The following is a 23,930-nucleotide window of genomic DNA, read 5'->3' as shown; positions in this document are numbered from 1 at the left end:
TCATGTGTGGACGTTATGCCCTGTTTCGCTGGTCGCCCGCTTTCGCGGCGCTACCAGGTTTTCCCGCTGACCAGCAGCCGCACTGGAACTTCGCGCCAAACGCTCAGGTGCTGCTGATGCATGCCGGCGAGGGCGGCCGGGTGCTGGCGCCGGCGCGTTGGGGGCTGACGCCGGCCTGGCTCAAGGACCTGTCGAAGACGCCGGCGCATGCGCGGGCCGAAACCCTGACCGAGCAACCGATGTTCCGCGAGCCCTTTCGTCAGCGTCGCGGCCTGTTGCCGGCCAATGGCTTCTTCGAGTGGCGTGGTGCGGCGCGCAAGCGCCCGTACTGGATGACCAACGGCGAGCCGCTGATGTACTTCGCGGCGCTGTGGGAAATCTACCCGGTGGGCGGGCACGAGTACCTGAGCGTGGCGCTGGTGACCCAGGCCGCAGCCTCGTTGCGGCGCCCGCTGATTCTCGATGAACACGAGCAGGCCCTGTGGTTGAGCGACGAGGCCTCGCCCGAGCAGTTGGCCGCGCTGCTGGCCAAATCCCCTGTGGCGCTGCGAGAGCGTCCGCTGGCGACGCTGGTCAACGATCCGCAGCTGGATGCACCGGAGTGCCTGACGCCAGCCTGAGGTGCCGCCTCGGCAGGGGCACGCGCCCCTGCCGATAATCGCAACTACACCCTGAACTGATTGATCAGGCGGCGCTGTTGCTCGGCCAGCTTGGTCAGCTGGGCGCTGGCCTGGCTGGCTTCGTCTGCCCCACCGGCGACTTCGTTGGCGACCTGACCGATATTGGTGACGTTGCGGTTGATGTCCTCGGCGACGGCGCTCTGCTCTTCGGCGGCGCTGGCGATCTGAGTGTTCATGTCGTTGATCACCGAGACCGCCTGGGTGATGTCTTCCAGCGAGCTGGCCGCCTGGTTGGCGTGTTCCACGCTGTCGTCGGTCTTGCTCTGGCTCTGCTCCATCACCTTGACCACTTCGCGGGTGCCGTGCTGCAGCTGCTGGATCATGGTCTGGATTTCTTCGGTGGCCTGCTGGGTCTTCTGCGCCAGGTTGCGCACCTCATCGGCGACCACGGCGAAGCCGCGACCTTGCTCACCTGCGCGGGCGGCCTCGATGGCGGCGTTGAGCGCGAGAAGGTTGGTCTGTTCGGCAATGCCACGGATAGCGACCAGGATGGCGTTGATGTTCTCGCTGTCCTTGGCCAGGTTCTGCACCACGCCCACGGCGCGACCGATTTCGCTGGCCAGCGCGGCGATGGCGGCCGAGGTTTCCTGCACGACCTGCTTGCCCTGGTTGGCCGCGCGGTCGGCATGGTTGGCCGCTTCGGCGGCGTGGGTGGCATTGCGTGCGACGTCCTGCGCGGTGGCGGTCATCTCGTGCACGGCGGTAGCCACGAGCTCGATTTCGGCGAGCTGCTTCTGCACACCCTGGTTGGTGCGGATGGCGATATCGGCGGTGTGCTCGGAGGAGTCGCTGACCTGCTGCACCGAGGTCACCACGGAGGCGATCATCGCCTGCAGCTTGGTCAGGAAGGCATTGAAGCCCTGGGCGATCTGGCCGAGTTCGTCGGTACGCTCCACCTGCAGGCGTACCGTCAGGTCGCCGTCGCCCTTGGCCATGTCGTCCAGCATGCCAACCATCTGCCGCAGCGGGCGGGCAATGCCGTAGCCCACGAACCAGATAACCAGCAAACCGAGGCCGGCGATCAGCAGGCCCACCAGAGTCATGCCCAGGGTGTCGCTGTCGCGCTGGCTCGCCAGGTCGTCCTGCAGTTGATAGAGGTCGGCCATGACCGCTTTCAGCGGCAGCACCACCATCATCACCCAGCGCGCATCGCTCTGGCCGATGTTGAAACTGAGGAACAGCTCGATATGGCTGTGGTCCGGGTCGTCCTTGGCGTCGATGGCGTAGAGCGGCTGACCGGGTTGCAGTTTGCCCAGGTTGCTGACCTCGTTGGCATCGAGCAGCGCGGTGGCCGGTTCGCCGAGTTTGTCCGGCGCTCTGGTCGAGGCGACCAGACGGCCGTTGCTGGCGATCAGTGCCATGTCCCCGGCGCCGTCATAGAGCTGCGAGTCGGCCTTGACCAGCAGTTCCTGAATGAAGTTGACCGCCAGGTCGGCACCGGCGATTCCGCGAAACTCGCCATTGACCAGGATCGGCGAGGTGAACGAGGCAAGCATGGTCATCTTGCCGCCCACGTCGTAGGGGGCCGGATCGATCACGCAGGGACGCTTGCGCTCCTTGGGGCAGAGGTAGTACTCGCCGGCTCGCACGCCGGTGGGCAGGAGTTCTTCGCTCTCGGTCGAGCCGATGGCATCGACGCCGAGGCTGCCGTCGGCGTTGCGGTACCACCAGGGCAGGAAGCGTCCGCTGCCGTCGTAGCCGTTCTCCTTGCTGCCGGCGTAGAGGTCGTCGCTGGCATCGAAGGCGTTCGGTTCCCAGCCGATGTAGCTGCCCAGCAGCTTCGGATTGGCGGCAGTGGTCTCATGCACCAGGCTGGCCAGCTCCTCGCGGCTGATGCTGAGCAGGGGGCTGCCATTGCTGTCGGTCATGCCAAGCATGGCGTTGACCCGCGCCAGGTCGGCGGTGATCTGCAAGGGCACTTCCAGTTCACGCTGAATCTCACTGACCTGCGCTTGCGCCAAGGCGCCAAGGCGCTGTTCGATGACGCGTTCGAGCAGGGTCTGGGTGCGCTGCTGGACCAGCGTCTGGGTCCGGTCACCGGCGAACAGGGCATAGAGCACCAGGGCCACGACGACCGCCAGCACGCTGGTACCGGCCAGAAAGGCGACGGAAAACTGGATCGACTTGAACTTCATGAGAGCTCCCGAACGCAATGTGCGGCTGTCACGTTGTATCGGCCGTGACAGGGCAAAACCTTAGTGACCTGGCATGATCCTTTGCGTCAGTGCTGCATTCAGCAAAGATTGCCCTTGGCCATCACGCAAGTGCGGCGGTTGCCCGAGTATCCGGGGCGGCCTAGCATAAGCGGCCCCATGCAAGGAGATGGCTCGATGAGCAAGATTCTTCACCTGAGTGGCCTGGCAGCCGCGTTGCTGATTTCCGCTTGCCAGGCGGTCAATACCACCAGCGCGGGTGCCGTCGGCGTCGAGCGCAAGCAATACATGTTCAGCATGCTGTCAGCTGATGAAGTCAATCAGATGTATGCGCAGTCCTATCAGCAGACGCTGAGCGAAGCTTCGAGCAAGGGCGCGCTGGACAAGAGCAGCGCCAATGCCCGGCGCCTGCAGACCATCGCCAACCGCCTGATTCCGCAAGCGCCGCGTTTCCGCCCGGATGCGGCCAACTGGCAGTGGGAGGTCAATCTGATCAAGAGCCCCGAGCTCAACGCCAACTGCGGGCCGGGCGGCAAGATCATCTTCTACAGCGGCATCATCGAGCAGCTCAAGCTGAGCGACGACGAGATCGCCGCGATCATGGGCCACGAGATGGCGCATGCACTGCGCGAGCACAGCCGCGAAGCCATGTCCAAGGCCTACGGTATCGAACTGGCCAAGCAGGGCGCCGGTGCTCTGCTGGGGCTGGGGGAAAGCAGTCTGGCGATGGCCGATACGGTGGTGCAGTACAGCCTCACCCTGCCCAACAGTCGGGGCAACGAGAACGAGGCCGACCTGATCGGACTGGAGCTGGCTGCCCGTGCGGGCTATGACCCGAATGCCGCTATCAGCCTGTGGCAGAAGATGGCGGCTGCCGGCGGTGGTGCGCCCCCCGAGTTCATGAGCACGCACCCGTCGTCCAGTAGCCGTATCGCGTCGCTGCAGGCGGCCATTCCCAAGGTGATGCCGCTGTACGAACAGGCCCGGGCCAAGCGCTGACAGGGCTTCTGCGGCGTGCATGGCACGCCGCGGGTCTTCTCAGGGGAGGGCTTTTTCGGCGAAGGAGCGGGTCTGCAGGCCCAGTTGGGAGCGGAAGCTTTCCATGTCGAACATGGTGCAGATTTCCTGGATTTCGTTGCCCGGGCTCAGGGTCCAGAACGCCATGGCCGAGATGCTCAGTACCTTGTCGCTGGGCGGGTAGCCCAGTGCCGGTTTCTGGATGGTACCGATCAGCGTGCTCCAGGTCACCACCTTGCAGCCCTCGGCGATGCACTCCTCGATGACCACCTGCAGGTCCGGCATGGCGTGGCGAATGTCCTGCACCATCTGGATGAAGCCGGCGCTGTCGAGCGGATGACCGACGAACGAACTCTTGTAGAGAAAGTCGCGCGAGTGCAGTTGCTCGGCCAGCGCCAGGCGGCCTCTGTTCCAGACCAGGTCGATGTGCTGGCACACCACCTTCTTGCGATCATCCAATGACATGTTGCCCTCCCGGCTGCTGGCGCCGCAGGCCGCTGAACAGGTGACCGGGGCGCCCATGGCGGCTCCGCACCTGGCGTGCGCCGGTCGCGCACGGGTTCAGCGGCCTGCTGTTTTACGTGACGTGGTGCGCACTTTAGCAGCAGGCCAGGGGGCGATGGGATTGGCCGAAATGCCGGTTCGCTGGCGTCATGGAAGCGTCAGATCAGCCCGCTGAACTTCAGGGCCTGGTAGCCGGCATAGATGGCCAGGGCGGCGAACGCGCAGGCGGCCAGGCGACGGATGAGCGTCAGCGGCAGGCGCTCAGCGGCGAAGTTGCCGGCCAGCACCACGGGCACGTTGGCCAGCAGCATGCCCAGGGTCGTGCCGGCGACCACCAGGATGAAGTGCGGATATTGTGCCGCCAGCATCACCGTGGCGACCTGGGTCTTGTCCCCCATTTCGGCGAGGAAGAAGGCGATCAGGGTGGTGAGGAAGGGGCCGTATTTCTTCAGGCCGGACTCTTCGTCGTCGTCCAGCTTGTCCGGAACCAGCGTCCAGGCCGCCACCGCGACGAAGCTCGCAGCAAGGATCCAGCTCAGGGTTGCCGGGGAGAAGAAGCTGGCTACCCAGTTGCCGATGGCGCCCGCCGCGAAGTGATTGGCCAGGGTGGCGACGACGATGCCCCAGATGATCGGCCAGGGTTTGCGAAAGCGTGCCGCCAGCAGCAAGGCGAGCAGCTGCGTCTTGTCGCCGATCTCGGCGAGGGCAACGATCAGGGTGGGTACGAACAGGGATTCCAGCATCAGGTTTCCTAAAGGGGCGGGTCAACACGGCTTATGACACGAACGACCTTCCCGCCCCGGGTGAGGTTGTACGTGTCATAGGTCTTGTCAAACCGCAGGTCTGTCTGAGCAGACCTTGGGTCGCATGCGCCATGCTCTGCGGAGCAAGTGTGTTGACGCATACCGAGCGAGCAGGGCGCTCGCGGGAGACTACTCCCCTAGGACGGGCGCCATTGTGCCCGCGCGCCGCGTTCGAAGCAACTCCGTTCAGCGGCGTGCGCTGTAGATGCGGAAACCATCGGCCTCGGCCAGGGTGCGGCAGGGACCGAGGTGGCGCTCGATCAACGGCGGATACTTGAGAAAACTGTTGGCGACCAGGCGCAGCTCTCCACCCTTGACGAGGTGACGGCCGGCCTGGACCAGCAGGTTCTCGCTGGCCTGGTAGTCGGTGTGCACGCCCTGGTGGAAAGGCGGGTTGCTGATGATGGCGCTCAGTGCCTCGGGGGCGGACTCGATCCCGCTGCCGGCAATGACCTCGGCCTCGAGACCGTTGTGCGCCAACGTCAGCCGGCTGCTGGCCAGGGCGAAGGCGTCGACGTCGAGCAGGGTCACCTGGCTCGATGGGTAACGGCGCTTGAGTGCGGCGCCCAGCACGCCAGCGCCACAACCGAAGTCCAGCAGATGGCCGCTGGGCAGGTCCTGCAGGTGCTCCAGCAGCAGGGCGCTGCCGCGGTCGAGGCGACCGTGGGCGAAGACCCCCGGCAGGGTGACGATCTCCAGGGTGCCGTCGCTCAGTTGCAACGGGTAACGCTGTGCCAGCGCCTGCAGGTCCGGCTGCTGTGGCGCCTGTTCGACAGTGGCGCACCACAGCTGGCAGTGACGGGCGCTGTCGAGCTTGCGCGGCTTGCCGAAGACGGCCAGCTGTTTCGCGGCGCGCTCGATGCCGCCGCGTTTCTCTCCCACCAGGTACAGCGGTTTGCCTGCCAGGCGTGCGGCCAGGGCCTGCAGCAGGTAGTCCGCGAGCTCTCGCGACTTCGGCAGGAACAGCACCGCGGCGCAGTAGTCACCCGCCGGCATCTGCGTGTCGAACTGGCTGCGCCCCGGAAAGCGTGCCGCGAGCAGCGCCTGGTCACCGGCGTGCCAGTTCCAGCCACGGGCCTGCGGCAGTGCGCCGAGCAGGTCATCGGCCGGCAGGCCTGCCAGCAGTACCTGGCCATCGAACAGCTCGGCCTGGCGCAGGAGAACTTCGCTTCGCGGATCCATGGGGGCACCTGCCTGAAAAAGCTGCGCAGCTTACCAGTTCGTTGAAAAACTACCTACGTTGGTACTGCTGCGTTGAAATCAGCCTCATAGCCAGAGGCCGAACCGGCATCAGCGCAGCCCGGAAGGGGCGAACGAAGCGCGCCCAATGCTCCTCACTCTCTACGTTCGCCCTTCGGGCCAGCCCGTGGCGGCTAATCCGCTGCGCTGTGTTTCGGCCGCTTTTGCGGGGCTGCCATGGGCCTTGTCTTGTCGTCTCGCCCGCTCTTTCAGCGGCCTGTTATCCGACGACTCGCAGCGGCGCACCGGCGAAGAAGCCGGCGGCGTTCTCCACCACCTGGGCGACGATGCGCTGGCGTGCTTCCTGGCTGCCCCAGGCGCTGTGCGGGGTGATGATCAGGCGGGGAATGTCCGTGGCCAGCAGCGGGTTGCCATCCTTCGGCGGTTCCTGCAGCAGGACGTCGGTCGCCGCGCCGCCCAGGTGGCCGCGCCGCAGTGTGTCGGCCAGTGCCTGTTCATCCACCAGGCCGCCGCGTGCGGTGTTGACCAGGAAGGCGCGTGGTTTCATCAGCGCCAGTTCGGCTGCGCCGATCAGGTTGCGTGTCTGTTCGTTGAGGGGGCAGTGCAGGGTCAGTGCATCGACCTGCGGCAGCAGTTCGTGCAGCGGCAGGCGGTCGGCGCGCGGAGGACGACCGGGCAGTTGGCCGAGTACCACACGCATGCCGAAGGCTTCGGCCAGGCGGGCGACCGCGCCCCCCAGTTCGCCGTGGCCAAGCATGCCCAGGGTCTTGCCTTCGAGTTCGACGATGGGGTGATCCAGCAGGCAGAACTGGCTGGCCTGCTGCCAGCGACCTGCTGCGATATCGCGCTGGTAGTCGGGCAGGCGCGTGGCCAGTGCCAGGAGCAGCATCAGCGTGTGCTGGGCCACCGAGGGGGTGCCGTAGCCCTGGCAGTTGCAGACGGTCACGCCATGGGCCTTGGCGGCGCTCAGGTCGATGTTGTTGGTACCGGTGGCGGTGACCAGGACCAGTCGCAGATCTGGGCAGGCGTCGAATGTGGCGGCGTTCAGCGGCACCTTGTTGCTGATGGCGACCTGTGCACCTTGCAGGCGTTCGGCGACCTGCTCCGGCGCCGTATGGGCGTGCAGGGTCAGCTCGGCGAAGGCCTGTTGCATCGGCTGCATGTCGAGGTCGCCGAGGTCGAGGGAAGCATGGTCGAGGAAGACGGCGCGTGGGCTGTTGCTCATCAGCTGTACCTTTTCGCAGGAGGGTCGCAAGAGTAGATTGGCGAGCCTACCAGACCTTCATCACCGATGCGGAGCCGCCATGTACTGGAGTGAATTTCTCACCGTCGCCCTGATCCACCTGCTGGCGGTGGCCAGCCCGGGCCCCGATTTCGCCATCGTGGTGCGCGAGAGCGTCGGCTATGGTCGCCGTGCCGGGCTGTTCACGGCATTTGGCGTGGGCACCGGCATTCTGGTGCACGTGACTTATTCGCTGCTCGGCATCGGCCTGATCGTGTCGCAGTCCATCGTTCTGTTCAACGCGCTGAAGTGGCTGGCGGCGGCCTACCTGCTGTATATCGGGGTCAAGGCTCTGCGTGCCCGCCCGGCTGAACCGGGTAGTGCCGAACTGAACCTGGCCGCCGGCGAGCGCAGCGGGCGCGGTGCGTTCGTCACCGGCTTCGTCACCAACGGGCTCAACCCCAAGGCGACGCTGTTCTTCCTCTCGCTGTTCACCGTGGTGATCAACCCGCATACCCCGATCGCCGTGCAGGCGGGCTATGGCCTCTACCTGGCGCTGGCGACGGCGTTCTGGTTCTGCCTGGTGGCCTGGCTGTTCAGTCAGCAGCGTGTGCGCGCGGGGTTCGCGCGCATGGGCCACTGGTTCGATCGACTGATGGGCGCGGTGCTGGTCGGTATCGGCGTGAAGCTGGCGTTCACCGAGATGCGCTGAACGAAAAAGCCCCGCAAGAGCGGGGCTTTTTCTTGAGGGGCGGGGTTACAGCAGTTCGATGGCGACGGCTGTGGCCTCGCCGCCGCCGATGCACAACGAGGCGACGCCACGCTTGCCGCCCTTCGCCTGCAGGGCGTTGATCAGGGTGAGGATGATGCGCGAGCCGGTCGAGCCGACGGGGTGTCCCTGGGCGCAGGCACCGCCGAAGACGTTGACCTTGGCGTGATCCAGGCCGTGTTCGCGCATCGCCAGCATGGTCACCATGGCGAAGGCTTCGTTGATCTCGAACAGATCGATTTCGTCCTTGTTCCAGCCGGTCTTCTTCAGCAGGTTGCTCATCGCACCGATAGGGGCCAGGGTGAACTCGCTCGGGTCCTGGCTCTGGGTGGCGTGGGCCACGACCCTGGCCAGCGGCTTGAGGCCGCGTCTGGCCGCTTCTTCGGCAGTCATCAGCAGCAGCGCGCTGGCGCCGTCGGAGATCGAGCTGGCGTTGGCCGCGGTGATGGTGCCGTCCTTCTTGAAGGCGGGCTTCAGCGCGGGGATCTTGTCCAGGTTGGCGGTCAGCGGCTGTTCGTCGTCTTTCACGATCACCTCGCCTTTGCGCGAGGTCACGGTGACCGGCACGATCTCGTTCGCCAGCGAACCGTCGTGGATCGCGGCCTGGGCACGGCGCAGCGATTCGATGGCGTAGGCGTCCATCTCCTCGCGGGTGATGCCGTACTGATCTGCGGTCTCCTGGGCGAAGGAACCCATCAGGCGGCCGGTACGGGCGTCCTCCAGGCCATCGAGGAACATGTGATCCTTGATCTCGCCATGGCCCATGCGCAGGCCGGTGCGGGCCTTCTCCAGGACGTACGGCGCGTTGGACATGCTCTCCATGCCACCGGCGATCATCACCTGGTTGCTGCCGGCCTTCAGCGAGTCGAACGCCATCATCACGGCCTTCATGCCCGAGCCGCACAGCTTGTTGATGGTGGTGCAGCCGGTGGCCGCCGGCAGACCGGCATTGAGCGACGCCTGGCGCGCCGGACCCTGCTTGAGACCGGCAGGCAGGACGCAACCCATGATCACTTCCTGCACGTCGGCCGCCTCGATCCCGGCGCGCTTGACCGCTTCGCGAATGGCGGCCGCGCCCAGGTCGACGGCTGCTACGCTGGCCAGGCTGCCTTGGAAACCGCCCATTGGGGTGCGGGCGCCGCTGACGATGACGATATCGGACATGGTGTTACCTCGAACGAAGATGGGGCTTGGTAAAGTCTGTTTTGATACGTTTGCGTGGCGTAGATTCTAACTCGTGACCAGGATTCAAAATAGGGTCACGCGGCAAATCATTCTTTGGGCTGATTTCCCTGTACAGGCACCGCTCTAGAGTCGCTGCATACCAAACCCTAGCGTGCCTCAAGGTGACTTCATGCTGCAGACTCGACTGATCCCTCCCGCTGAAAACGCTCACGCCTATCCGCTGCTGATCAAGCGTCTGCTGTTGTCCGGCAGCCGCTACGAGAAAACCCGCGAGATCGTCTATCGCGACAAGCTGCGCTACAGCTACGCGACCTTCAACGAGCGGGTCGCGCGTCTGGCCAACGTGCTCAGCGAGGCAGGGGTCAAGCCTGGTGACACCGTGGCGGTGATGGACTGGGACAGCCACCGCTACCTGGAGTGCATGTTCGCCATTCCCATGCTCGGCGCGGTGCTGCACACCATCAATATCCGTCTGTCGCCGGACCAGATCCTCTACACCATGAACCATGCCGAAGACCGCTTCGTGCTGGTCAACAGCGAATTCGTCGCCCTCTACAACGGCATTGCCGGGCAGCTGACTACCGTCGAGAAGACCTTGCTGCTGACCGATGGCGATGAGCGCAGTGCCGAGCTGCCAGGGCTCGTCGGCGAGTACGAAAGCCTGCTGTCCGCCGCCAGCCCCCGCTACGACTTCGCCGACTTCGACGAGAACTCGGTGGCCACGACCTTCTACACCACCGGCACCACCGGCAACCCCAAGGGGGTGTACTTCACCCACCGCCAACTGGTGCTGCACACCCTGTCCATGGCCGCCACCATGGGTGGTCTGGACAGCATCCGCCTGCTGGGCAATGACGACGTCTACATGCCGATCACGCCGATGTTCCACGTGCATGCCTGGGGTGTGCCCTACGTGGCAACCATGCTCGGGGTCAAGCAGGTGTACCCCGGCCGCTACGAGCCGGACATGCTCTGCCGCCTGATCAAGGAGGAGAAGGTCAGCTTCTCCCACTGCGTGCCGACCATCCTGCAGATGGTGCTGGGCGCACCGGGGGCGCAAGGGCATGACTTCGGTGGCATGAAGATGATCATCGGAGGCAGTGCGCTCAACCGTTCGCTGTACGAGGCGGCCAAGGCGCGCGGCATCCAGCTGACGGCCGCCTATGGCATGTCGGAGACCTGCCCGCTGATCTCTTGCGCCTACCTCAACGAGGAGCTGCGTGCGGGCAGCGAGGACGAGCGCACGGCGTACCGCATCAAGGCCGGTATCCCGGTACCGCTGGTGGAAGCCGCGATCATGGACGATGAGGGCAAGCTGTTGCCGAGCGACGGCGAGGCGCAGGGTGAGCTGGTGCTGCGTGCTCCGTGGCTGACCCAGGGCTACTTCCGCGAGCCGGAGAAAGGCGAGGAGCTCTGGGCCCAGGGCTGGCTGCACACGGGGGATGTGGCGACCATCGACGGCATGGGCTTCATCGAGATTCGCGACCGCATCAAGGACGTGATCAAGACCGGTGGCGAGTGGATTTCCTCGCTCGAGCTGGAAGACCTGATCAGCCGTCACGCTGCCGTGCGCGAAGTGGCGGTGGTGGGTGTACCCGATCCGCAGTGGGGCGAGCGGCCGTTCGCCCTGCTGGTGGTGCGTGACGGCGAGGCGCTGGATGCCAAGGGGCTGAAGGAGCACCTCAAGCCTTTCGTCGAGCAGGGGCACATCAACAAGTGGGCCATTCCTTCGCAGATCGCCCTTGTTACCGAAATTCCCAAGACCAGCGTCGGCAAACTGGACAAGAAGCGTATTCGCGTCGAAATCGCCCAGTGGCAGGAGGCAGGCAGCGCATTTCTCTCCACGCTGTGAGTGGCGCACTGGCTGGGCGGTGAAAGTGACCGCTCGGTCAAACAAGCGTTTGGCTTGCTAATTGCTGTTTCGCGTCCATGCTTGGCTAGGCGCAGGACGTGAAACCTGCGAGCCAGAGTGCCTGGGGACTGCAAATCACACTTTCGAGGGATCAAGCAGTAGTACCCGCTGGCTATAGTCCAAGCATCCATAACAAAAAACACATGGAGTAGCGTCGATGACAACAAGAACAAAACCCTACTGGCGTTTGGCGAAACTTCCGCTGGCCGTCAGCCTCGCTTCCACCCTTGCCGCTCCGGCATTCGGCGTCACTTTCAATATCGGTGAGATCGAAGGTCAGTTCGATTCGTCGCTGTCTGTGGGTGCCAGCTGGTCGGTCTCCAAGGCTGACAAGAACCTGATTGGCAAGAACAACGGGGGCGATGGGCTTTCGCAGACTTCGGATGATGCTCACCTGAATTTCAAGCGTGGCGAGACGTTCTCCAAGATATTCAAGGGTATTCATGACCTCGAGCTGAAGTACGGAGATACTGGCGTATTCGTTCGGGGCAAGTACTGGTACGACTTCGAACTGAAGGACGAGAGCCGCCTGTTCAAGGATATCGACGACAGCAACCGGAAGACCGCCGCACAGGCTTCGGGCGCCGAGATACTCGATGCATTCGTCTATCACAACTACTCTATCGGGAGTCAGCCTGGCTCGGTGCGCCTGGGTAAACAAGTCGTCAGCTGGGGTGAAAGCACCTTCATCCAGAACAGTATCAACGCCATCAACCCTATCGATGCTGCAGCGTTCCGCCGGCCAGGGGCGGAAATCAAGGAAGGCCTGATTCCGGTCAACATGTTCTATGTGGCTCAGAGCCTGACTGACAACCTCTCGATGGAGGCCTTCTATCAGCTGGAGTGGGACCAGACGGTCATCGACAACTGCGGCACGTTCTTCGCCCAGGCAGATGTCGCTGCCGATGGTTGTGATAACAACCTGGCCGTTCTGACCAATCCAGGCGCAGCGACTCTGGGGTTCCTGAACTCGACCTTTGGCGCCGTTCCGGGCTACAAGCCCATCACCGGAACCAGCGAGGGGATCATCGTGCCGCGTAGTGGTGACCGGGATGCCCGAGACAGTGGCCAGTGGGGCATGGCGTTCCGCTATTTCCTCGAGCCTCTGGATACCGAATTCGGTGCCTATTTCATCAACTATCACAGTCGCACGCCTATCTTCAGTGCGACGGCTGCGCCGACCAGCGTCTATGCAGTTGCTCCAGGGGCCGGTACTGCGGCACCGCTGCTTATCGCTGCGAACTCAAGCTATTTCATGGAGTATCCGGAGGATATTCGTCTTTACGGGCTGAGCTTCTCTACCACGCTGCCTACCGGTACTGCATGGTCGGGTGAGTTGAGCTATCGACCGAATGCGCCGGTGCAGATCAACACCACCGATATTCTCTACGGTGGCGTGAAATTGCTGGGCGGAACATTTGCCAATGCCTCGCTGGCAAATGGTGCTCGCGGTCAGGATCTCCACGGCTACAACCGTAAGGAAATCACCCAGTTCCAGACCACCTTCACCCATTTCTTCGATCAAGTCATGGGCGCTTCGCGTCTGACGTTGGTGGGTGAGATCGGGGTGGTTCACATCGGTGGTCTGGAAAGCAGCGACAAGGTTCGTTACGGCCGTGATCCGGTGTACGGACCAGGCCCCTTGCCTGCGACTGGCAGCTTTGAAACATGCTCGCAGATTCTCAACGGAAACTCGGGCAAGAACGTGCGTCGTTATTGTGAGGACGATGGCTTCGCTACCAGCACCTCCTGGGGCTATCGCGCTCGGGCAATCTGGGACTATCCGAATGCCTTCGCGGGTGTGAACCTGCGTCCCAGTGTCGCCTGGTCGCATGATGTCGAAGGCTATGGCCCCAACGGCATGTTCACCGAAGGAGCCAAGGCGGTGAGTCTCGGCCTCAACGCCGAGTACCAGAACACCTATACCGCTGACCTTTCGTACACCAGTTTCTTTGACGGCAAGTACAACACCGCCGTTGACCGTGACTTCGTCGCGCTCAGCTTCGGCGTGAACTTCTAAGCGGCCAGGAATTTCGAGGAATGAAGATGCAAACGAAAACAACAAAAAAACTGTGGCAAAGCGGCATCCTGACCCTGTCTCTGCTGGCCACCAGCGTGATGGCGGCGGTGTCGCCGGACGAAGCGGCGAAGCTGGGTAACACGCTGACCCCGGTTGGTGCCGAGATGGCCGGCAATGCCGATGGCTCGATTCCGGCCTGGACTGGCGGTCTGCCGGCCAATGCCGGCACCGTCGACGGCAAGGGCTTCCTGTCCGACCCGTTCGCCAACGAGCAGCCGCTGTTCACCATCACCGCGCAGAACGTCGACCAGTACAAGGACAAGCTGACGCCTGGCCAGTTGGCCATGTTCAAGCGCTACCCCGACAGCTACAAGATGCCGGTCTACCCGAGCCACCGTTCGGCGAGCCTGCCGCCAGCGGTGATCGAGGCGGCCAAGCAGAATGCGGTCAACACCAAGATGGTCGAGGGTGGCAACGGCCTGGAGAACTTCCAGACCGCCAACCCCTTCCCGATTCCGCAGAACGGCCTGGAAGCGATCTGGAACCACATCACCCGCTACCGCGGTGGCAGCGTGCGCCGTCTGGTCACTCAGGCGACTCCGCAGGCCAACGGTTCCTACTCGCTGGTCTACTTCCAGGACGAGTTCACCTTCCGTGATGCGCTGACCGACTTCGACCCGAGCAAGGAAAGCAACGTCCTGTTCTACTTCAAGCAGCGCGTGACCGCTCCGTCGCGCCTGGCGGGTAACGTGCTGCTGGTGCACGAAACCCTCAACCAGGTTAAGGAGCCGCGTCTGGCGTGGCTGTACAACGCCGGTCAGCGTCGTGTGCGTCGTGCCCCGCAGGTGTCCTACGATGGTCCGGGTACTGCGGCTGACGGCCTGCGTACCTCCGACAACTTCGACATGTACAACGGCGCGCCGGACCGTTACGACTGGAAGCTCGAAGGCAAGAAGGAGATCTACATCCCCTACAACGCCTACAAGCTGGACTCGCCGAGCCTGAAGTACGAGGACATCATCAAGGCTGGCCACATCAACCAGGACCTGACTCGCTACGAGCTGCACCGCGTATGGCATGTGACCGCGACCCTCAAGCAGGGTGAGCGCCACATCTATGCCAAGCGCGACTTCTACCTCGACGAGGATACCTGGCAAGCGGCGCTGATCGACCACTACGACGGTCGTGGCACCCTGTGGCGAGTGGCCGAGGCGCATGCCCAGTACTACTACGACAAGCAAGTGCCGTGGTACACGCTGGAAGCGCTGTATGACCTGCTGTCCGGTCGCTACCTGGCCCTGGGTATGAAGAACGAGGAGAAACAGGCCTACGACTTCAACTACAAGGCCTCCAGCAGCGACTACACGCCGGCGGCCCTGCGCCAGGCGGGCGTTCGCTGACAGTTGCACGCACCACGAAAAAGCCGGCCTTGTGCCGGCTTTTTCGTTACGGACTGTAGCAAGCGCTTCTAAAGGCCACTGCAAGTCGCTAGGCTGAGCTCAGATCGAGCCCCAGACAGAAGACTTCCAAGAATCGGCCGATGACAGACCTTTCCCGCTCCCCAGCCTTCCCCTATGCACCGGCTACGCCGGCGGAGGCGCGTTTCTATCGGCCACCGCTGCCGGCCGGGCACATGCCCAGGCCCAGGTTGTGCGAGCGCCTCGAGGAAGGGCTGCAAGGGCGCCTGCTGCTGGTCAGCGCGCCTGCCGGCTTTGGCAAGAGCTCGCTGGCGATCGAATTCTGCGAACGCCTGCCGAATCACTGGCGCAGCCTCTGGCTGGGCCTGAGCGAGCGGGATCGTGATCCCGGGCGCTTCCTCGAACGGTTGTTGCAAGGCCTGCAGCAGTCGTACCTGGGCCTGGGCGAGGACGCCCTTGGCCTGCTGAAAATGCGTCAGCGCCATCAGCCCTTCGCCTTCGAACAGTGGCTCGACGGCCTGCTCGATGAGCTGACTCGGCAACTGGACGATGGCCAGCCGCTGCTGCTGGTGCTGGACGATTACCACCTGGCGCAAGGGCCGGTTCTCGATCGCTGCCTGCAGTTCTTCCTCAATCACCTGCCGCCCGGTGTGCTGCTGCTGGTCACCAGTCGTCAGCGACCCGACTGGCACCTGGCGCGCCTGCGCCTGTCGCGGCAGTTGCTCGAACTCAACGAGCAGGATCTGCGCCTCACCGCCGCGGAGCTGGATGCATTGCTGGCGAGCCAGGGCACGCGCCTGGAACGGCAGCAGGTCGCCGGTATCCTGCAGCGCAGCGAGGGCTGGATCGCCGGCCTGCGCCTCTGGCTGCTGGCCTCCGAGGAGCTGGGGGCGGGAGCCTGTCTGCAGCTGCACGGCGGTGAGGGGCTGATCCGCGAATACCTGCTCGAAGAGGTGATCGAGCGCCAGCCCGCCGAGGTGCAGCAGTTCCTTTACGAGACCGCGTGCCTCGAGCGCTTCTGCGCCGATCTGTGCGATGCGGTGCGTGACAGCCACGACAGCGCTGCGATCATCCGCCAGTTGCAGGCCAATCAGGTGTTCCTGGTGCCGCTCGACGAGCAGGGCAACTGGTTTCGCTACCACCACTTGTTCTCCGACCTGCTCAATGCGCGTGCTGCGGATGGCTCGAATGCTTCGCGTGGCGGTGCGCATCTGCGTGCCTGTCGCTGGTTCGCCGCGCAGGGCATGCTGGACTCTGCCATCGAGCAGGCCCTGGTGGCCGGTCAGGCCGATGTGGCGGCCAGCCTGGTGCAGAACCTCTCGGAAGAGAAGATGCTCGCCGAGCAGAACGTCGCCATGCTGCTGCGCTGGAAAACCAACCTGCCGGACGACCTGCTGGCCAGTACCCCACGGCTGATCATGCTCTATGGCTGGGCCCTGGCGCTGGCCTGTCAGCTGGATGCGGCGCAGGAGTTGCTCGAGCAGCTCGGGCGATTCCTGCCCGCTGCCGATGCGGCCAGCCAGTGCAGCCTGCTGGCGCAGTGGCAGGCCCTCGATGGGGTGATCGCCCGTGGCCGTGGCGATGGGGCACGGGCCGAGCGGCAGTGCAGCGAAGCCCTGGCCTGTCTGCCTGGCGAACGCTACGGTCCGCATTTCCTGTGCCTGTCGGCGCTGTCCAACCTGGCCATGGTGCATGGCGACCTGTGGCGTGCGCGGGGGCTGAATCGCGATGCGCTGGAGCTGGCGCAGCGTATCGGCAACCCGTTGTTCGAGGCCCTCGCGCATTACGAGCGTGCCCGCGTACTGCAGGCCCGTGGTGAGGTGTTGCGAGCGCAGGACGAAGTGCACCAGGGCTTGCTGCTGGTGCAGCGGCTGCCGACCCAGCGCAGCTATTCCGTGCGTGCGCGGCTGACCCTGTACGAGGGCTATCTGCTCAGCCTGCGTCTGGATGCCCGGGCGGCCGAGCATCTGCGTGCGGGCATCGCCGAGGCCCGTGCCTGTCGCGATGTCGGCGTGCTGATCGGCTATTGCGTGCTGGCCTGCCTGGAAGGGCGCGAGGAACGTCCTGCCGAGGCATTTGCCCTGCTCGGCGAGGCCGAGCGTCTGATGCATGTCTGGGATGTGCCTGCGATCTACTACCTGGCGATGATCACGCTGATCAAGTGCGAGCTGTGGCTGCGTCAGGGGCAGGTCGAACTGGCCGCAGCCTGGCTGCCGCAGCTGGCGGAAACCTACGGCGATCAGGGGCGGGCGTTGGCGCCGGAGTTCCACCCGCAACTCGCCATGCACATCGACCTGCAGCACGCCGCGCTGGAGCGTCTGCAGGGCGCCGTGGACAACGCCGAGCGGCGCTTGCGAGCGTTGCCGCAGCGTGCCCAGGGGCTGGGCGGGCAACTGGTTGGCCTGATGGCGCAGGCGCAGCTGGCGCAACTGTTGAAGCAGACCGGGCGTGAGCGCGAGGCGCAGCAACAGCTCGATAGCTGCCTGGATGCCGCTCAGGGCGGGGCGTTGCTGCCGTTCGTCGAGCTACTGCAGCATCAGCCGCACTGGTTGCGCGAGCGCTTGCAGGCGCGTCCGTCCAGCCCGCTGCGTGACGAGCTGCTGGCCCAGTTGCCGGTGGCGGCGCAGTTCGTCGTCGAGCCCGAGCTGGAACAGGAGCCGTTGGCGGAAAAGCTCAGCAGCCGCGAGCTGGCCGTGCTGCAGCTGATCGCGCGTGGTTGCTCGAACCAGGAAATCAGCGAGCGGCTGTTCATCTCCCTGCACACCGTCAAGACGCACGCCCGCCACATCAACAGCAAGCTCGGGGTCGAGCGGCGTACCCAGGCGGTCGCCCGCGCCAAGGGCCTTGGCCTACTGCACTGAGTCCGGCGCCGACAGGTCCAGGCTGGGCGCCTTCTTCGCCGGTTTTGCCGGTTGCGCCAGCTGGGTCTGCACGTCCTGGTGGATCATCCGCAGGACCGGTAGCAAGGTGCTCATGTCCTGCCGCACCTGCGGGTAGCGATGCCCGCTGGCCAGGCCTTCGAGGCGGGCCAGCAGTTGTGCCTGCACCTCGACCGGCAGATGCACGAACAGCTCGGGTAGCTGCTGGCTCAGCTCGGCGCTGTACAGCAACAGCTCGTCGCGGCCGAAGGCCTGGGTCAGCTCCAGGTAGTCCAGGGCGCTGCCGCTGAGCATGGCCGCTGCGGCCTTGGTTTCCTGCAGGCCCTGCAGGCGCACCGGGTTGCTTTGCTCGCCTTGCGACAGGGTCATCCAGAACTCGGTGGTGAGGGTGAAGAGAATGGCCTGCTGGCGCAGCGAGTAGGTCATCAGCCCCAGCGCTTCGGCGGCATAGGGTTGTTGCCGAGCGCGGAAGTCGAAGTACAGGCGCATCAGCTCCTTGAGTTCGAACAGCACCTCGCGTGCCTCGTTCTGGCGCAGCTCCAGGGGCGCGTAGATGTTCAGTTGCGGGCGAAAATTCTCCGGGGAAACCATGCGCTGGTAGATCGGCCCGGTGAATTCGCCACTGCGACGCGGCAAGGCATTGGCCTGCGTCCCGTCGATCTTCTCCAGCGCCTCGCGCAGTTGTCGGTAGTCGCCACTGCGCCAGGGGGTGTGGATATCCGGTATGCGCTGGCCGAGGTAGAACAGCTCGGCCGCCGTAACCGGCGACAACCAGACCAGCAAAAGGATGGCCAGCGGCCAGGACAGGCGACGTGCTAGGGTCGGGGACACATTCGATTTCCGCGGTTGAAGGCGGCTCCAGAGTACTCAGCTGGCGCGGTCACGTCACCCGCGCCTTGGTTGGGACGGGGCATGGACGAGTTGGCCGGGCACGGTGCGATACGGGCGGTATTCGAGGACCTGGGCGGTTACGGCGCGCTAGCCTCGCAACAGGGCGAAGGCGGCGAGGGGCCGCTGGTCGGCCATCTGCAGCGTACCAACATCCAGCTGGCGGCCATCGGTGTGTTCGCCCGCAAGGGGGTGGAGCAGGCGACGGTCAACGACCTGCTGGACGCTGCGCAGGTGTCGCGTCGAACCTTCTACAAGTACTTCGCCAACAAGGCACAGGTGCTCGAAGGTATCTACCAGACTTCGGTGCAGCTGTTGCTCGCGCGTTTTCGCGAGATGCAGCAGGTCGCCGGGAGCCCGCAGGAGTGGTTGCGGGCGATGGTCGGGCGCTTCTTCGACTATCACCTGGCGGTCGGGCCGATCATTCGCCTGATGCAGGAGGAAGCCTTGCGTGCGCAGTCACCGCTGGCGGTCCATCGCCAGCGAGCGCACCAGGAGATGCTGCGGCTGCTGGTCGAGCGTCTGGAGCCCGAGCTCGCACCGCGCGATCCGCTGGTTTACCAGGCGCTGATCTGGGCGCTCGAGGCGGCCTCCCTCGACCTGCTCGGACGCAACGCCAGCCGCGTGGAGATCGAGCAGGCCAAGACCGTCCTGGGGGACTTGCTGATCGCGTCGCTGTGCCCATGCTGAGCGGGAACAGTCCCAAGGTTGGGCACTAACGCAGCGCGACTCATGCTCTGATGCACGTTACCTACAACAAGATCGAGGTACCGTGCATGACCGCCAACAGCCTGTCCCTGCAACCGCCGCTCGCTGCCGGTTTCGCCCGCCTGGGCTTCGGCGCCTTGCCCCTGGAACGCCTCAAGGAGCGTTACGGCAATGCGCAGCAGGGCTCACGCTACATCGAACTCGACGGCTTCAACATCCATTACCGGGACGAGGGCAGTCGTGGCAAACCGGCGCTGGTGATGATCCATGGCGTGGTCGCCTCGCTGCACACCTGGGACGCCTGGGTGCAGGCATTCGCGCCCGACTACCGCATCATCCGCTTCGACGTGCCGGGCTTCGGTCTGACCGGGCCCGCGCGTGATGGCCGCTACTCGGCCGAGCGCATGATCCACGTGCTCGGTCTGTTGCTCGATTACCTGCAGGTGGAGAAGGCCGATATCGTCGGCAACTCCCTGGGCGGCTACATCGCCTGGAACTTCGCCCTGGCCCAGCCGCAGCGTGTGGGCAAGCTGGTGCTCATCGATCCGGCCGGCTACCCCATGCGCAAGGTGCCCTGGATGATTGCCGCCGCGGCGTTGCCTGGCGCCACCCTGGCCATGCCGATGTGGATGCCGCGCGCGCTGATCGCCCAAGGCATCAAGGAGGTCTATGGCGAGCCGGGGCGTATCAAGCCCGGTGTGGTCGACCGCTACTACGACCTGTCACGCAGGCCGGGCAATCGCCGCGGCATGATGGATATCTTCCGTGTGCTGCTGAAGGTCAACAAGGAGGAGCTGCACGCGACGCCCGAGCGGGTCGCGCAGATCCAGGCACCGACCTTGCTGATGTGGGGCGAACGCGACCGCTGGATTTCGCCCCGCCACGTGCCGCTGTGGCAGCGTGATCTGCCGGGGATCGAGGTCAAGGTCTATGCCGGCGTCGGGCATATCCCCATGGAGGAAATCCCCGAGCAGAGCGCCGCCGATGCCATGAGGTTCCTCAAGGGCTGAGCGCGCACTGGACATGAAAAAGCCCGGCCAGAGCCGGGCTTTTTCATACTTCGCCTGGCTGCGGCAGCGCCTCAGGCGGCGCTGGCCTGGACCTGCGGGCTGCCGTCGAACTCTTCGCGGGTGGCGTGCAGCAGGTCGAGATTGTCATGCTCCCAGGGGTGGAAACCGTCCTTGAAGAAGTCCAGATAGGTGCCGATCAACGGGCGGAAAACACCTTCCTTGCCCCACATCCAGCGGATGCCGTCGCGCCATACGCGCCAGTTCCACAGCAGGCCGTCGACCTTGAGCATGTGCGCCAGACCGCGGGTGGTATCGAGCACGAAGAAGAAGGTGCCCATGAGCATTGCCCGGCGCAGCAGCTTGCGGCTGCCACACACCTGGTTGTAGACGTCGAAGGCCACGGCCTTGTGCTCGGTCTCCTCCAGCGCATGCCAGCGCCAGAGGCGGGCCAGGGTCGGATGCGCGTCGGCCATCTGCACGTCGTTTCTCAGCAGGCCGTCGGCCATGATCGCGGTGATGTGTTCCAGTGCGGCGGTCGCCGCCAGTTGCCGCTGCGGCGAGAACTTCTTCTGCGTGTAGCGGATGCGCGCGCGGGCACGCTTCTCGATGCGCTCGACGTTGTAACCCAGGTCACGCAGGCGTTGGCTGTACTCGAGATGCTCGCGGCTGTGATGGCCTTCCTGGCCGATGAAGCCGCGAATCTGCTCCTTGAGCACCGGGTCGTCGATGCGGTCGCGGAAGTGGCGCACCGAATCGATGAAGAAGCGTTCGCCGTCGGGAAACAACACCGACATGGCATCGAACAGGTGGGTCTTGAAGGCGTCGCCGCCGTTCCAGTGGCGCGGCAGCGGGTTGGGCAGATCGAAGTCCATGTGTCTGGGGCGAATCTGCAATCCTTCCGGTGTGGTGCTGGCCATGAGGGCTCCATTGCGCTGTTTGACTGGCGTCCACTATGAGCGCCATGCGCGGCTCGTCACAGGTTCGTAACAGCCAAGGTGACAGTCATATCTGGCCAGCTCGTTTTTCCAGCAGAAAGTTAGGGGGGCAGTGCGACCGCGAACAGCGATGTGCTGGGTTAAGGTCTGCGTTCAGGACGGTCATTTACGGCCAGTCGCCGGAACAACCCCTCAATGAAGCACGCCCTCAACCTCACCGCCGAACTGGTGCCCGTGGCCTACGCCGAGGCATTGCTGGCGCTGGCCGAAGAACTGGGCCAGGCACGCGGCGAGCTGTTCGCCGCCGCACGGGTCCGCCCCGAAGTACTGGGCAGCCCCAATGGCCGCCTGTCCTTCCTCGATTTCCACCTGCTCACCCAGGCCGCACTGGAGCGTTGTGGAGAACCGGCGCTCGGCCTGGTGCTGGGGCAGCGGCTCAACGTTTCCACCCATGGCATCCTCGGCTATGCCGTGCTGTCCAGCGCGGATCTGGGCAGGGCGCTGCAGTTCGCCTTGAAGTATTACCGCGTGCTGGGCCTGGCCTTCGACCTGGAGTTGGTGGAGCAGGGCGATGCCATGGAGCTGCGTGCGGTCGAGTCGTTCCCCATGGGGCCGCAGTCGCGTTTCGCCGCCGAGGGGCTGCTGACCAGCATCCACACCATCGCGCGTTTTCTCCTGGGCGAAGCGCTGCAGGGCCTCGCGGTCGGCTTCGCCCATGCCGCGCCGGACTATGCCGGGCGTTATGCCGAGGTGTTCGGCGTCGCTGCGCAGTTCGAGCAGCCCTGCCACTGGCTGCGTCTGCCGCGGCACTACCTGCAGCGCCCGATGGCGCTGGCCAACCCGGCCACGGTGCAGATGTGCGAGCAGCAGTGCGAGGCGCTGCTGGCCAGCCTCGATGTGCAGGATGGCCTGCTCACGCGCGTGCGCCGGTTGTTGCTCGCCCGCCCTGGCGACTTTCCCGATCTGGACAGCGCGGCAAGCGCCCTGCACACCAGCGGCCGCAGCCTGCGCCGGCACCTGGCACAGATGGGCACCAGCTATCAGCAGGTGCTGGATGACGTGCGCAGGCGCCTGGCGCTGCAGTACCTGACCACCACGCACCTGCCGCTGTATGAAATCGCCCAGCTGCTGGGCTTCAGTGACCCCTCCAACTTCCGTCGTGCATTCCGCAAGTGGACCGGTAAACTGCCCGTCGACTACCGCAACGAGGCCCCCTGATGAGCACCGCCGAACGCCCAGCCCTGATCCGCGAAACCTTCCCCGTCGGCCCGCTGCAGTGCAACTGCACCATCATCGGTGATCCGCTGACGAAGAAGGCCATCGTGGTCGATCCGGGCGGCAACCCCGATCTGATCATGGCGCGCCTGGATGCCCACGGGCTCAAGGTCGTGAGCATCATCCACACCCATGCCCACCTCGATCACTTCCTCGCGTCCGGGCAGATGAAGGAGAAGACCGGAGCGACGCTGCACCTGCACAAGGAGGATCAGTTCCTCTGGGACAACCTGGAGATGCAGTGCAGCATGTTCGGCGTGCCCTACACGCCGGTGCCGGCGCCGGACCGCTGGCTGGATGACGACGAGGAGCTGGCCTGCGGCTGTGGCGTGGCCCTGCATACGCCCGGGCACACGCCCGGCTCGATGAGCTTCTGGTTCGAGGAGGCCAAGCTGCTGATCGCGGGGGACACGCTGTTCCGCCGGGGCATCGGCCGTACCGATCTGTGGGGCGGTGACTACGCCACCATCGAGCGCTCGATCAAACAGCGCCTGTACCGTCTGGATGAAGAGGCCACGGTGGTGACCGGCCATGGTCCCGACACGCGACTGGGCGACGAGATGCGCGAGAACCCCTTTATTCGCGCCTGACGGGGCACTAATCGAGCGAATGCCGATCAAAAGGCCATCATCCCCCGTTCATGGAGATGCCTTCATGTTCCGCTCGACACTGATTGCCCTGTGTTCCTCCGCGCTGCTGCTGGGTGGCTGCGCTTCGCAGAATCCCTATGACCAGAGCGCCCCCAGCTCCAACCGGGCCGCCACCTATGGCGGTATCGGGGCGCTTGCGGGCGCCGCGGCCGGCGCCTTGATCAACCACGACAACCGCGGCAAGGGTGCGCTGATCGGCGCCGCCGTCGCCGGTGCCGCTGCGGCGGGCTACGGCTACTACGCCGACAAGCAGGAAGAAGAGCTGCGCCGCAGCATGCAGGGCACCGGTGTGGAGGTGCAGCGCCAGGGCGACGTGATCCAGCTGGTCATGCCCGGCAACATCACCTTCGCCACCGACTCGGCGCAGATATCCAGCAGCTTCTATCAGCCGCTGAACAACCTGGCCAACTCGTTTCGCCAGTACAACCAGAACAGTATCGAGATCGTCGGCCACACCGACAGCACGGGTTCGCACGCCTACAACATGGACCTGTCGCAGCGCCGGGCGCAGAGCGTCGCGGACTACCTGCTGGCGCAGGGCGTCGATCCGGGTCGCCTGAGCACGCGGGGCATGGGGCCGGACCAACCGCTGGCAAGCAATGCCACGGCCGAGGGCCGGGCACAGAACCGGCGTGTCGAAGTGACCCTGCGGCCGCTGCCGGGCGTGCAGTGACACCCGCGCAACGAGTGGCCGGATTGGCC

At 64.7% G+C, this 23,930-nt stretch carries 20 protein-coding genes; 12 read left to right on the top strand and 8 right to left on the bottom strand.

Translation table 11 applies throughout. The features are described 5' to 3' along the window. Positions 1–2 precede the first annotated feature (2 nt). Positions 3–620, top strand: coding sequence for an SOS response-associated peptidase (locus EWH21_RS20125; RefSeq protein WP_210389689.1), 618 nt, complete (start codon positions 3–5; stop codon positions 618–620). Between the two features lie 44 nt (positions 621–664). Here EWH21_RS20125 and EWH21_RS20120 read toward each other — a convergent pair whose 3' ends face one another. Continuing rightward, on the bottom strand, positions 665–2,815 hold the full coding sequence (locus EWH21_RS20120; RefSeq protein WP_277699169.1) for a methyl-accepting chemotaxis protein: 2,151 nt from the start codon (positions 2,813–2,815) through the stop codon (positions 665–667). Between the two features lie 195 nt (positions 2,816–3,010). On the opposite strand from EWH21_RS20120, the gene EWH21_RS20115 reads away from it, so the two are divergent. Next, positions 3,011–3,832: a M48 family metallopeptidase gene (locus tag EWH21_RS20115; RefSeq protein ID WP_277699168.1), complete on the top strand. Its 822-nt coding sequence runs from the start codon at positions 3,011–3,013 to the stop codon at positions 3,830–3,832. 39 nt (positions 3,833–3,871) lie between these two features. Here EWH21_RS20115 and EWH21_RS20110 read toward each other — a convergent pair whose 3' ends face one another. From EWH21_RS20110 to EWH21_RS20095, 4 genes are all read right to left on the bottom strand, one after another. Next, complete coding sequence (locus tag EWH21_RS20110; RefSeq protein WP_037051056.1) at positions 3,872–4,315, bottom strand: ketosteroid isomerase-related protein; 444 nt, start codon at positions 4,313–4,315, stop codon at positions 3,872–3,874. 197 nt (positions 4,316–4,512) lie between these two features. Then, on the bottom strand, positions 4,513–5,094 hold the full coding sequence (locus EWH21_RS20105) for a TMEM165/GDT1 family protein (protein ID WP_277700634.1): 582 nt from the start codon (positions 5,092–5,094) through the stop codon (positions 4,513–4,515). 249 nt (positions 5,095–5,343) lie between these two features. Next, on the bottom strand, positions 5,344–6,339 hold the full coding sequence (locus EWH21_RS20100) for a class I SAM-dependent methyltransferase (RefSeq protein WP_277699167.1): 996 nt from the start codon (positions 6,337–6,339) through the stop codon (positions 5,344–5,346). Between the two features lie 277 nt (positions 6,340–6,616). Then, positions 6,617–7,582, bottom strand: coding sequence for a 2-hydroxyacid dehydrogenase (locus EWH21_RS20095; protein WP_277699166.1), 966 nt, complete (start codon positions 7,580–7,582; stop codon positions 6,617–6,619). Between the two features lie 79 nt (positions 7,583–7,661). On the opposite strand from EWH21_RS20095, the gene EWH21_RS20090 reads away from it, so the two are divergent. Next, positions 7,662–8,291, top strand: a complete 630-nt coding sequence (locus tag EWH21_RS20090) for a LysE family transporter (RefSeq protein ID WP_037050923.1) — start codon at positions 7,662–7,664, stop codon at positions 8,289–8,291. A gap of 45 nt (positions 8,292–8,336) precedes the next feature. Here EWH21_RS20090 and EWH21_RS20085 read toward each other — a convergent pair whose 3' ends face one another. Then, entirely contained in the window at positions 8,337–9,512 is a 1,176-nt protein-coding gene (locus EWH21_RS20085) for an acetyl-CoA C-acyltransferase (RefSeq protein WP_047588054.1), read from the bottom strand. A 190-nt stretch (positions 9,513–9,702) separates the two neighbouring features. Here EWH21_RS20085 and EWH21_RS20080 point away from each other — a divergent pair, with 190 nt between their 5' ends. The 4 genes from EWH21_RS20080 (at position 9,703) to EWH21_RS20065 (ending at position 17,744) form a co-directional block, all read left to right on the top strand. After that, positions 9,703–11,385 carry a fatty acid--CoA ligase gene (locus EWH21_RS20080; RefSeq protein ID WP_277699165.1) on the top strand — a complete coding sequence of 561 codons (1,683 nt, stop codon included), beginning with the start codon at positions 9,703–9,705 and terminating at the stop codon, positions 11,383–11,385. Between the two features lie 217 nt (positions 11,386–11,602). After that, positions 11,603–13,465 (top strand): DUF1302 domain-containing protein, encoded by a 1,863-nt coding sequence (locus EWH21_RS20075; protein ID WP_152489551.1) that lies wholly within the window; start codon positions 11,603–11,605, stop codon positions 13,463–13,465. 26 nt (positions 13,466–13,491) lie between these two features. Continuing rightward, positions 13,492–14,865, top strand: a complete 1,374-nt coding sequence (locus EWH21_RS20070; protein ID WP_152489550.1) for a DUF1329 domain-containing protein — start codon at positions 13,492–13,494, stop codon at positions 14,863–14,865. A 140-nt stretch (positions 14,866–15,005) separates the two neighbouring features. Continuing rightward, entirely contained in the window at positions 15,006–17,744 is a 2,739-nt protein-coding gene (locus EWH21_RS20065; RefSeq protein WP_277699164.1) for a LuxR C-terminal-related transcriptional regulator, read from the top strand. Here EWH21_RS20065 and EWH21_RS20060 read toward each other — a convergent pair. Further along, the gene (locus tag EWH21_RS20060; protein WP_277699163.1) at positions 17,733–18,593 is read right to left on the bottom strand and encodes a hypothetical protein; all 861 of its coding nucleotides are present in this window, start codon (positions 18,591–18,593) and stop codon (positions 17,733–17,735) included. The genes EWH21_RS20065 and EWH21_RS20060 overlap by 12 nt on opposite strands. Positions 18,594–18,674: 81 nt before the next feature. On the opposite strand from EWH21_RS20060, the gene EWH21_RS20055 reads away from it, so the two are divergent. Next, complete coding sequence (locus EWH21_RS20055; RefSeq protein ID WP_037050912.1) at positions 18,675–19,340, top strand: TetR/AcrR family transcriptional regulator; 666 nt, start codon at positions 18,675–18,677, stop codon at positions 19,338–19,340. An 86-nt stretch (positions 19,341–19,426) separates the two neighbouring features. Next, a complete protein-coding gene (locus EWH21_RS20050; RefSeq protein WP_277699162.1) occupies positions 19,427–20,368 on the top strand; it encodes an alpha/beta hydrolase in 942 nt (313 codons plus the stop codon). A 71-nt stretch (positions 20,369–20,439) separates the two neighbouring features. Here the strand turns inward: EWH21_RS20050 and EWH21_RS20045 are convergent, their stop codons facing one another. Beyond that, positions 20,440–21,285 (bottom strand): metal-dependent hydrolase, encoded by an 846-nt coding sequence (locus tag EWH21_RS20045; protein WP_277699161.1) that lies wholly within the window; start codon positions 21,283–21,285, stop codon positions 20,440–20,442. Positions 21,286–21,498: 213 nt separating this feature from the next. Between EWH21_RS20045 and EWH21_RS20040 the strand changes: the two genes are divergently transcribed. The 3 genes from EWH21_RS20040 to EWH21_RS20030 all read left to right on the top strand — a co-directional run bounded on the left by EWH21_RS20040 (position 21,499) and on the right by EWH21_RS20030 (position 23,901). Beyond that, positions 21,499–22,521, top strand: coding sequence for an AraC family transcriptional regulator (locus EWH21_RS20040; RefSeq protein WP_277699160.1), 1,023 nt, complete (start codon positions 21,499–21,501; stop codon positions 22,519–22,521). After that, positions 22,521–23,168 (top strand): MBL fold metallo-hydrolase, encoded by a 648-nt coding sequence (locus EWH21_RS20035; protein WP_152489545.1) that lies wholly within the window; start codon positions 22,521–22,523, stop codon positions 23,166–23,168. The genes EWH21_RS20040 and EWH21_RS20035 overlap by 1 nt, the downstream gene beginning before the upstream one ends. 64 nt (positions 23,169–23,232) lie before the next feature. Beyond that, complete coding sequence (locus tag EWH21_RS20030; protein WP_037050903.1) at positions 23,233–23,901, top strand: OmpA family protein; 669 nt, start codon at positions 23,233–23,235, stop codon at positions 23,899–23,901. Positions 23,902–23,930: the final 29 nt, after the last annotated feature.

The sequence above is a fragment of the Pseudomonas sp. REST10 genome (assembly GCF_029542605.1).
In the GTDB taxonomy this organism is placed as follows: domain Bacteria; phylum Pseudomonadota; class Gammaproteobacteria; order Pseudomonadales; family Pseudomonadaceae; genus Aquipseudomonas; species Aquipseudomonas khazarica.
Note: the sequence above shows the minus strand (reverse complement) of the source record. Positions and strands in the feature narration are given on the sequence as shown.

Bases quoted from the DNA above. Each gene is read 5' to 3' on its own strand.
- EWH21_RS20050 (WP_277699162.1), top strand. From the start codon at position 19,427: ATGACCGCCAACAGCCTGTCCCTGCAACCGCCGCTCGCTGCCGGTTTC.
- EWH21_RS20095 (WP_277699166.1), bottom strand. From the start codon at position 7,582: ATGAGCAACAGCCCACGCGCCGTCTTCCTCGACCATGCTTCCCTCGAC.
- EWH21_RS20125 (WP_210389689.1), top strand. From the start codon at position 3: ATGTGTGGACGTTATGCCCTGTTTCGCTGGTCGCCCGCTTTCGCGGCG.
- EWH21_RS20055 (WP_037050912.1), top strand. From the start codon at position 18,675: ATGGACGAGTTGGCCGGGCACGGTGCGATACGGGCGGTATTCGAGGAC.
- EWH21_RS20090 (WP_037050923.1), top strand. From the start codon at position 7,662: ATGTACTGGAGTGAATTTCTCACCGTCGCCCTGATCCACCTGCTGGCG.
- EWH21_RS20085 (WP_047588054.1), bottom strand. From the start codon at position 9,512: ATGTCCGATATCGTCATCGTCAGCGGCGCCCGCACCCCAATGGGCGGT.
- EWH21_RS20120 (WP_277699169.1), bottom strand. From the start codon at position 2,815: ATGAAGTTCAAGTCGATCCAGTTTTCCGTCGCCTTTCTGGCCGGTACC.
- EWH21_RS20035 (WP_152489545.1), top strand. From the start codon at position 22,521: ATGAGCACCGCCGAACGCCCAGCCCTGATCCGCGAAACCTTCCCCGTC.
- EWH21_RS20070 (WP_152489550.1), top strand. From the start codon at position 13,492: ATGCAAACGAAAACAACAAAAAAACTGTGGCAAAGCGGCATCCTGACC.
- EWH21_RS20045 (WP_277699161.1), bottom strand. From the start codon at position 21,285: ATGGCCAGCACCACACCGGAAGGATTGCAGATTCGCCCCAGACACATG.
- EWH21_RS20030 (WP_037050903.1), top strand. From the start codon at position 23,233: ATGTTCCGCTCGACACTGATTGCCCTGTGTTCCTCCGCGCTGCTGCTG.
- EWH21_RS20040 (WP_277699160.1), top strand. From the start codon at position 21,499: ATGAAGCACGCCCTCAACCTCACCGCCGAACTGGTGCCCGTGGCCTAC.
- EWH21_RS20065 (WP_277699164.1), top strand. From the start codon at position 15,006: ATGACAGACCTTTCCCGCTCCCCAGCCTTCCCCTATGCACCGGCTACG.
- EWH21_RS20115 (WP_277699168.1), top strand. From the start codon at position 3,011: ATGAGCAAGATTCTTCACCTGAGTGGCCTGGCAGCCGCGTTGCTGATT.
- EWH21_RS20110 (WP_037051056.1), bottom strand. From the start codon at position 4,315: ATGTCATTGGATGATCGCAAGAAGGTGGTGTGCCAGCACATCGACCTG.
- EWH21_RS20100 (WP_277699167.1), bottom strand. From the start codon at position 6,339: ATGGATCCGCGAAGCGAAGTTCTCCTGCGCCAGGCCGAGCTGTTCGAT.
- EWH21_RS20080 (WP_277699165.1), top strand. From the start codon at position 9,703: ATGCTGCAGACTCGACTGATCCCTCCCGCTGAAAACGCTCACGCCTAT.
- EWH21_RS20075 (WP_152489551.1), top strand. From the start codon at position 11,603: ATGACAACAAGAACAAAACCCTACTGGCGTTTGGCGAAACTTCCGCTG.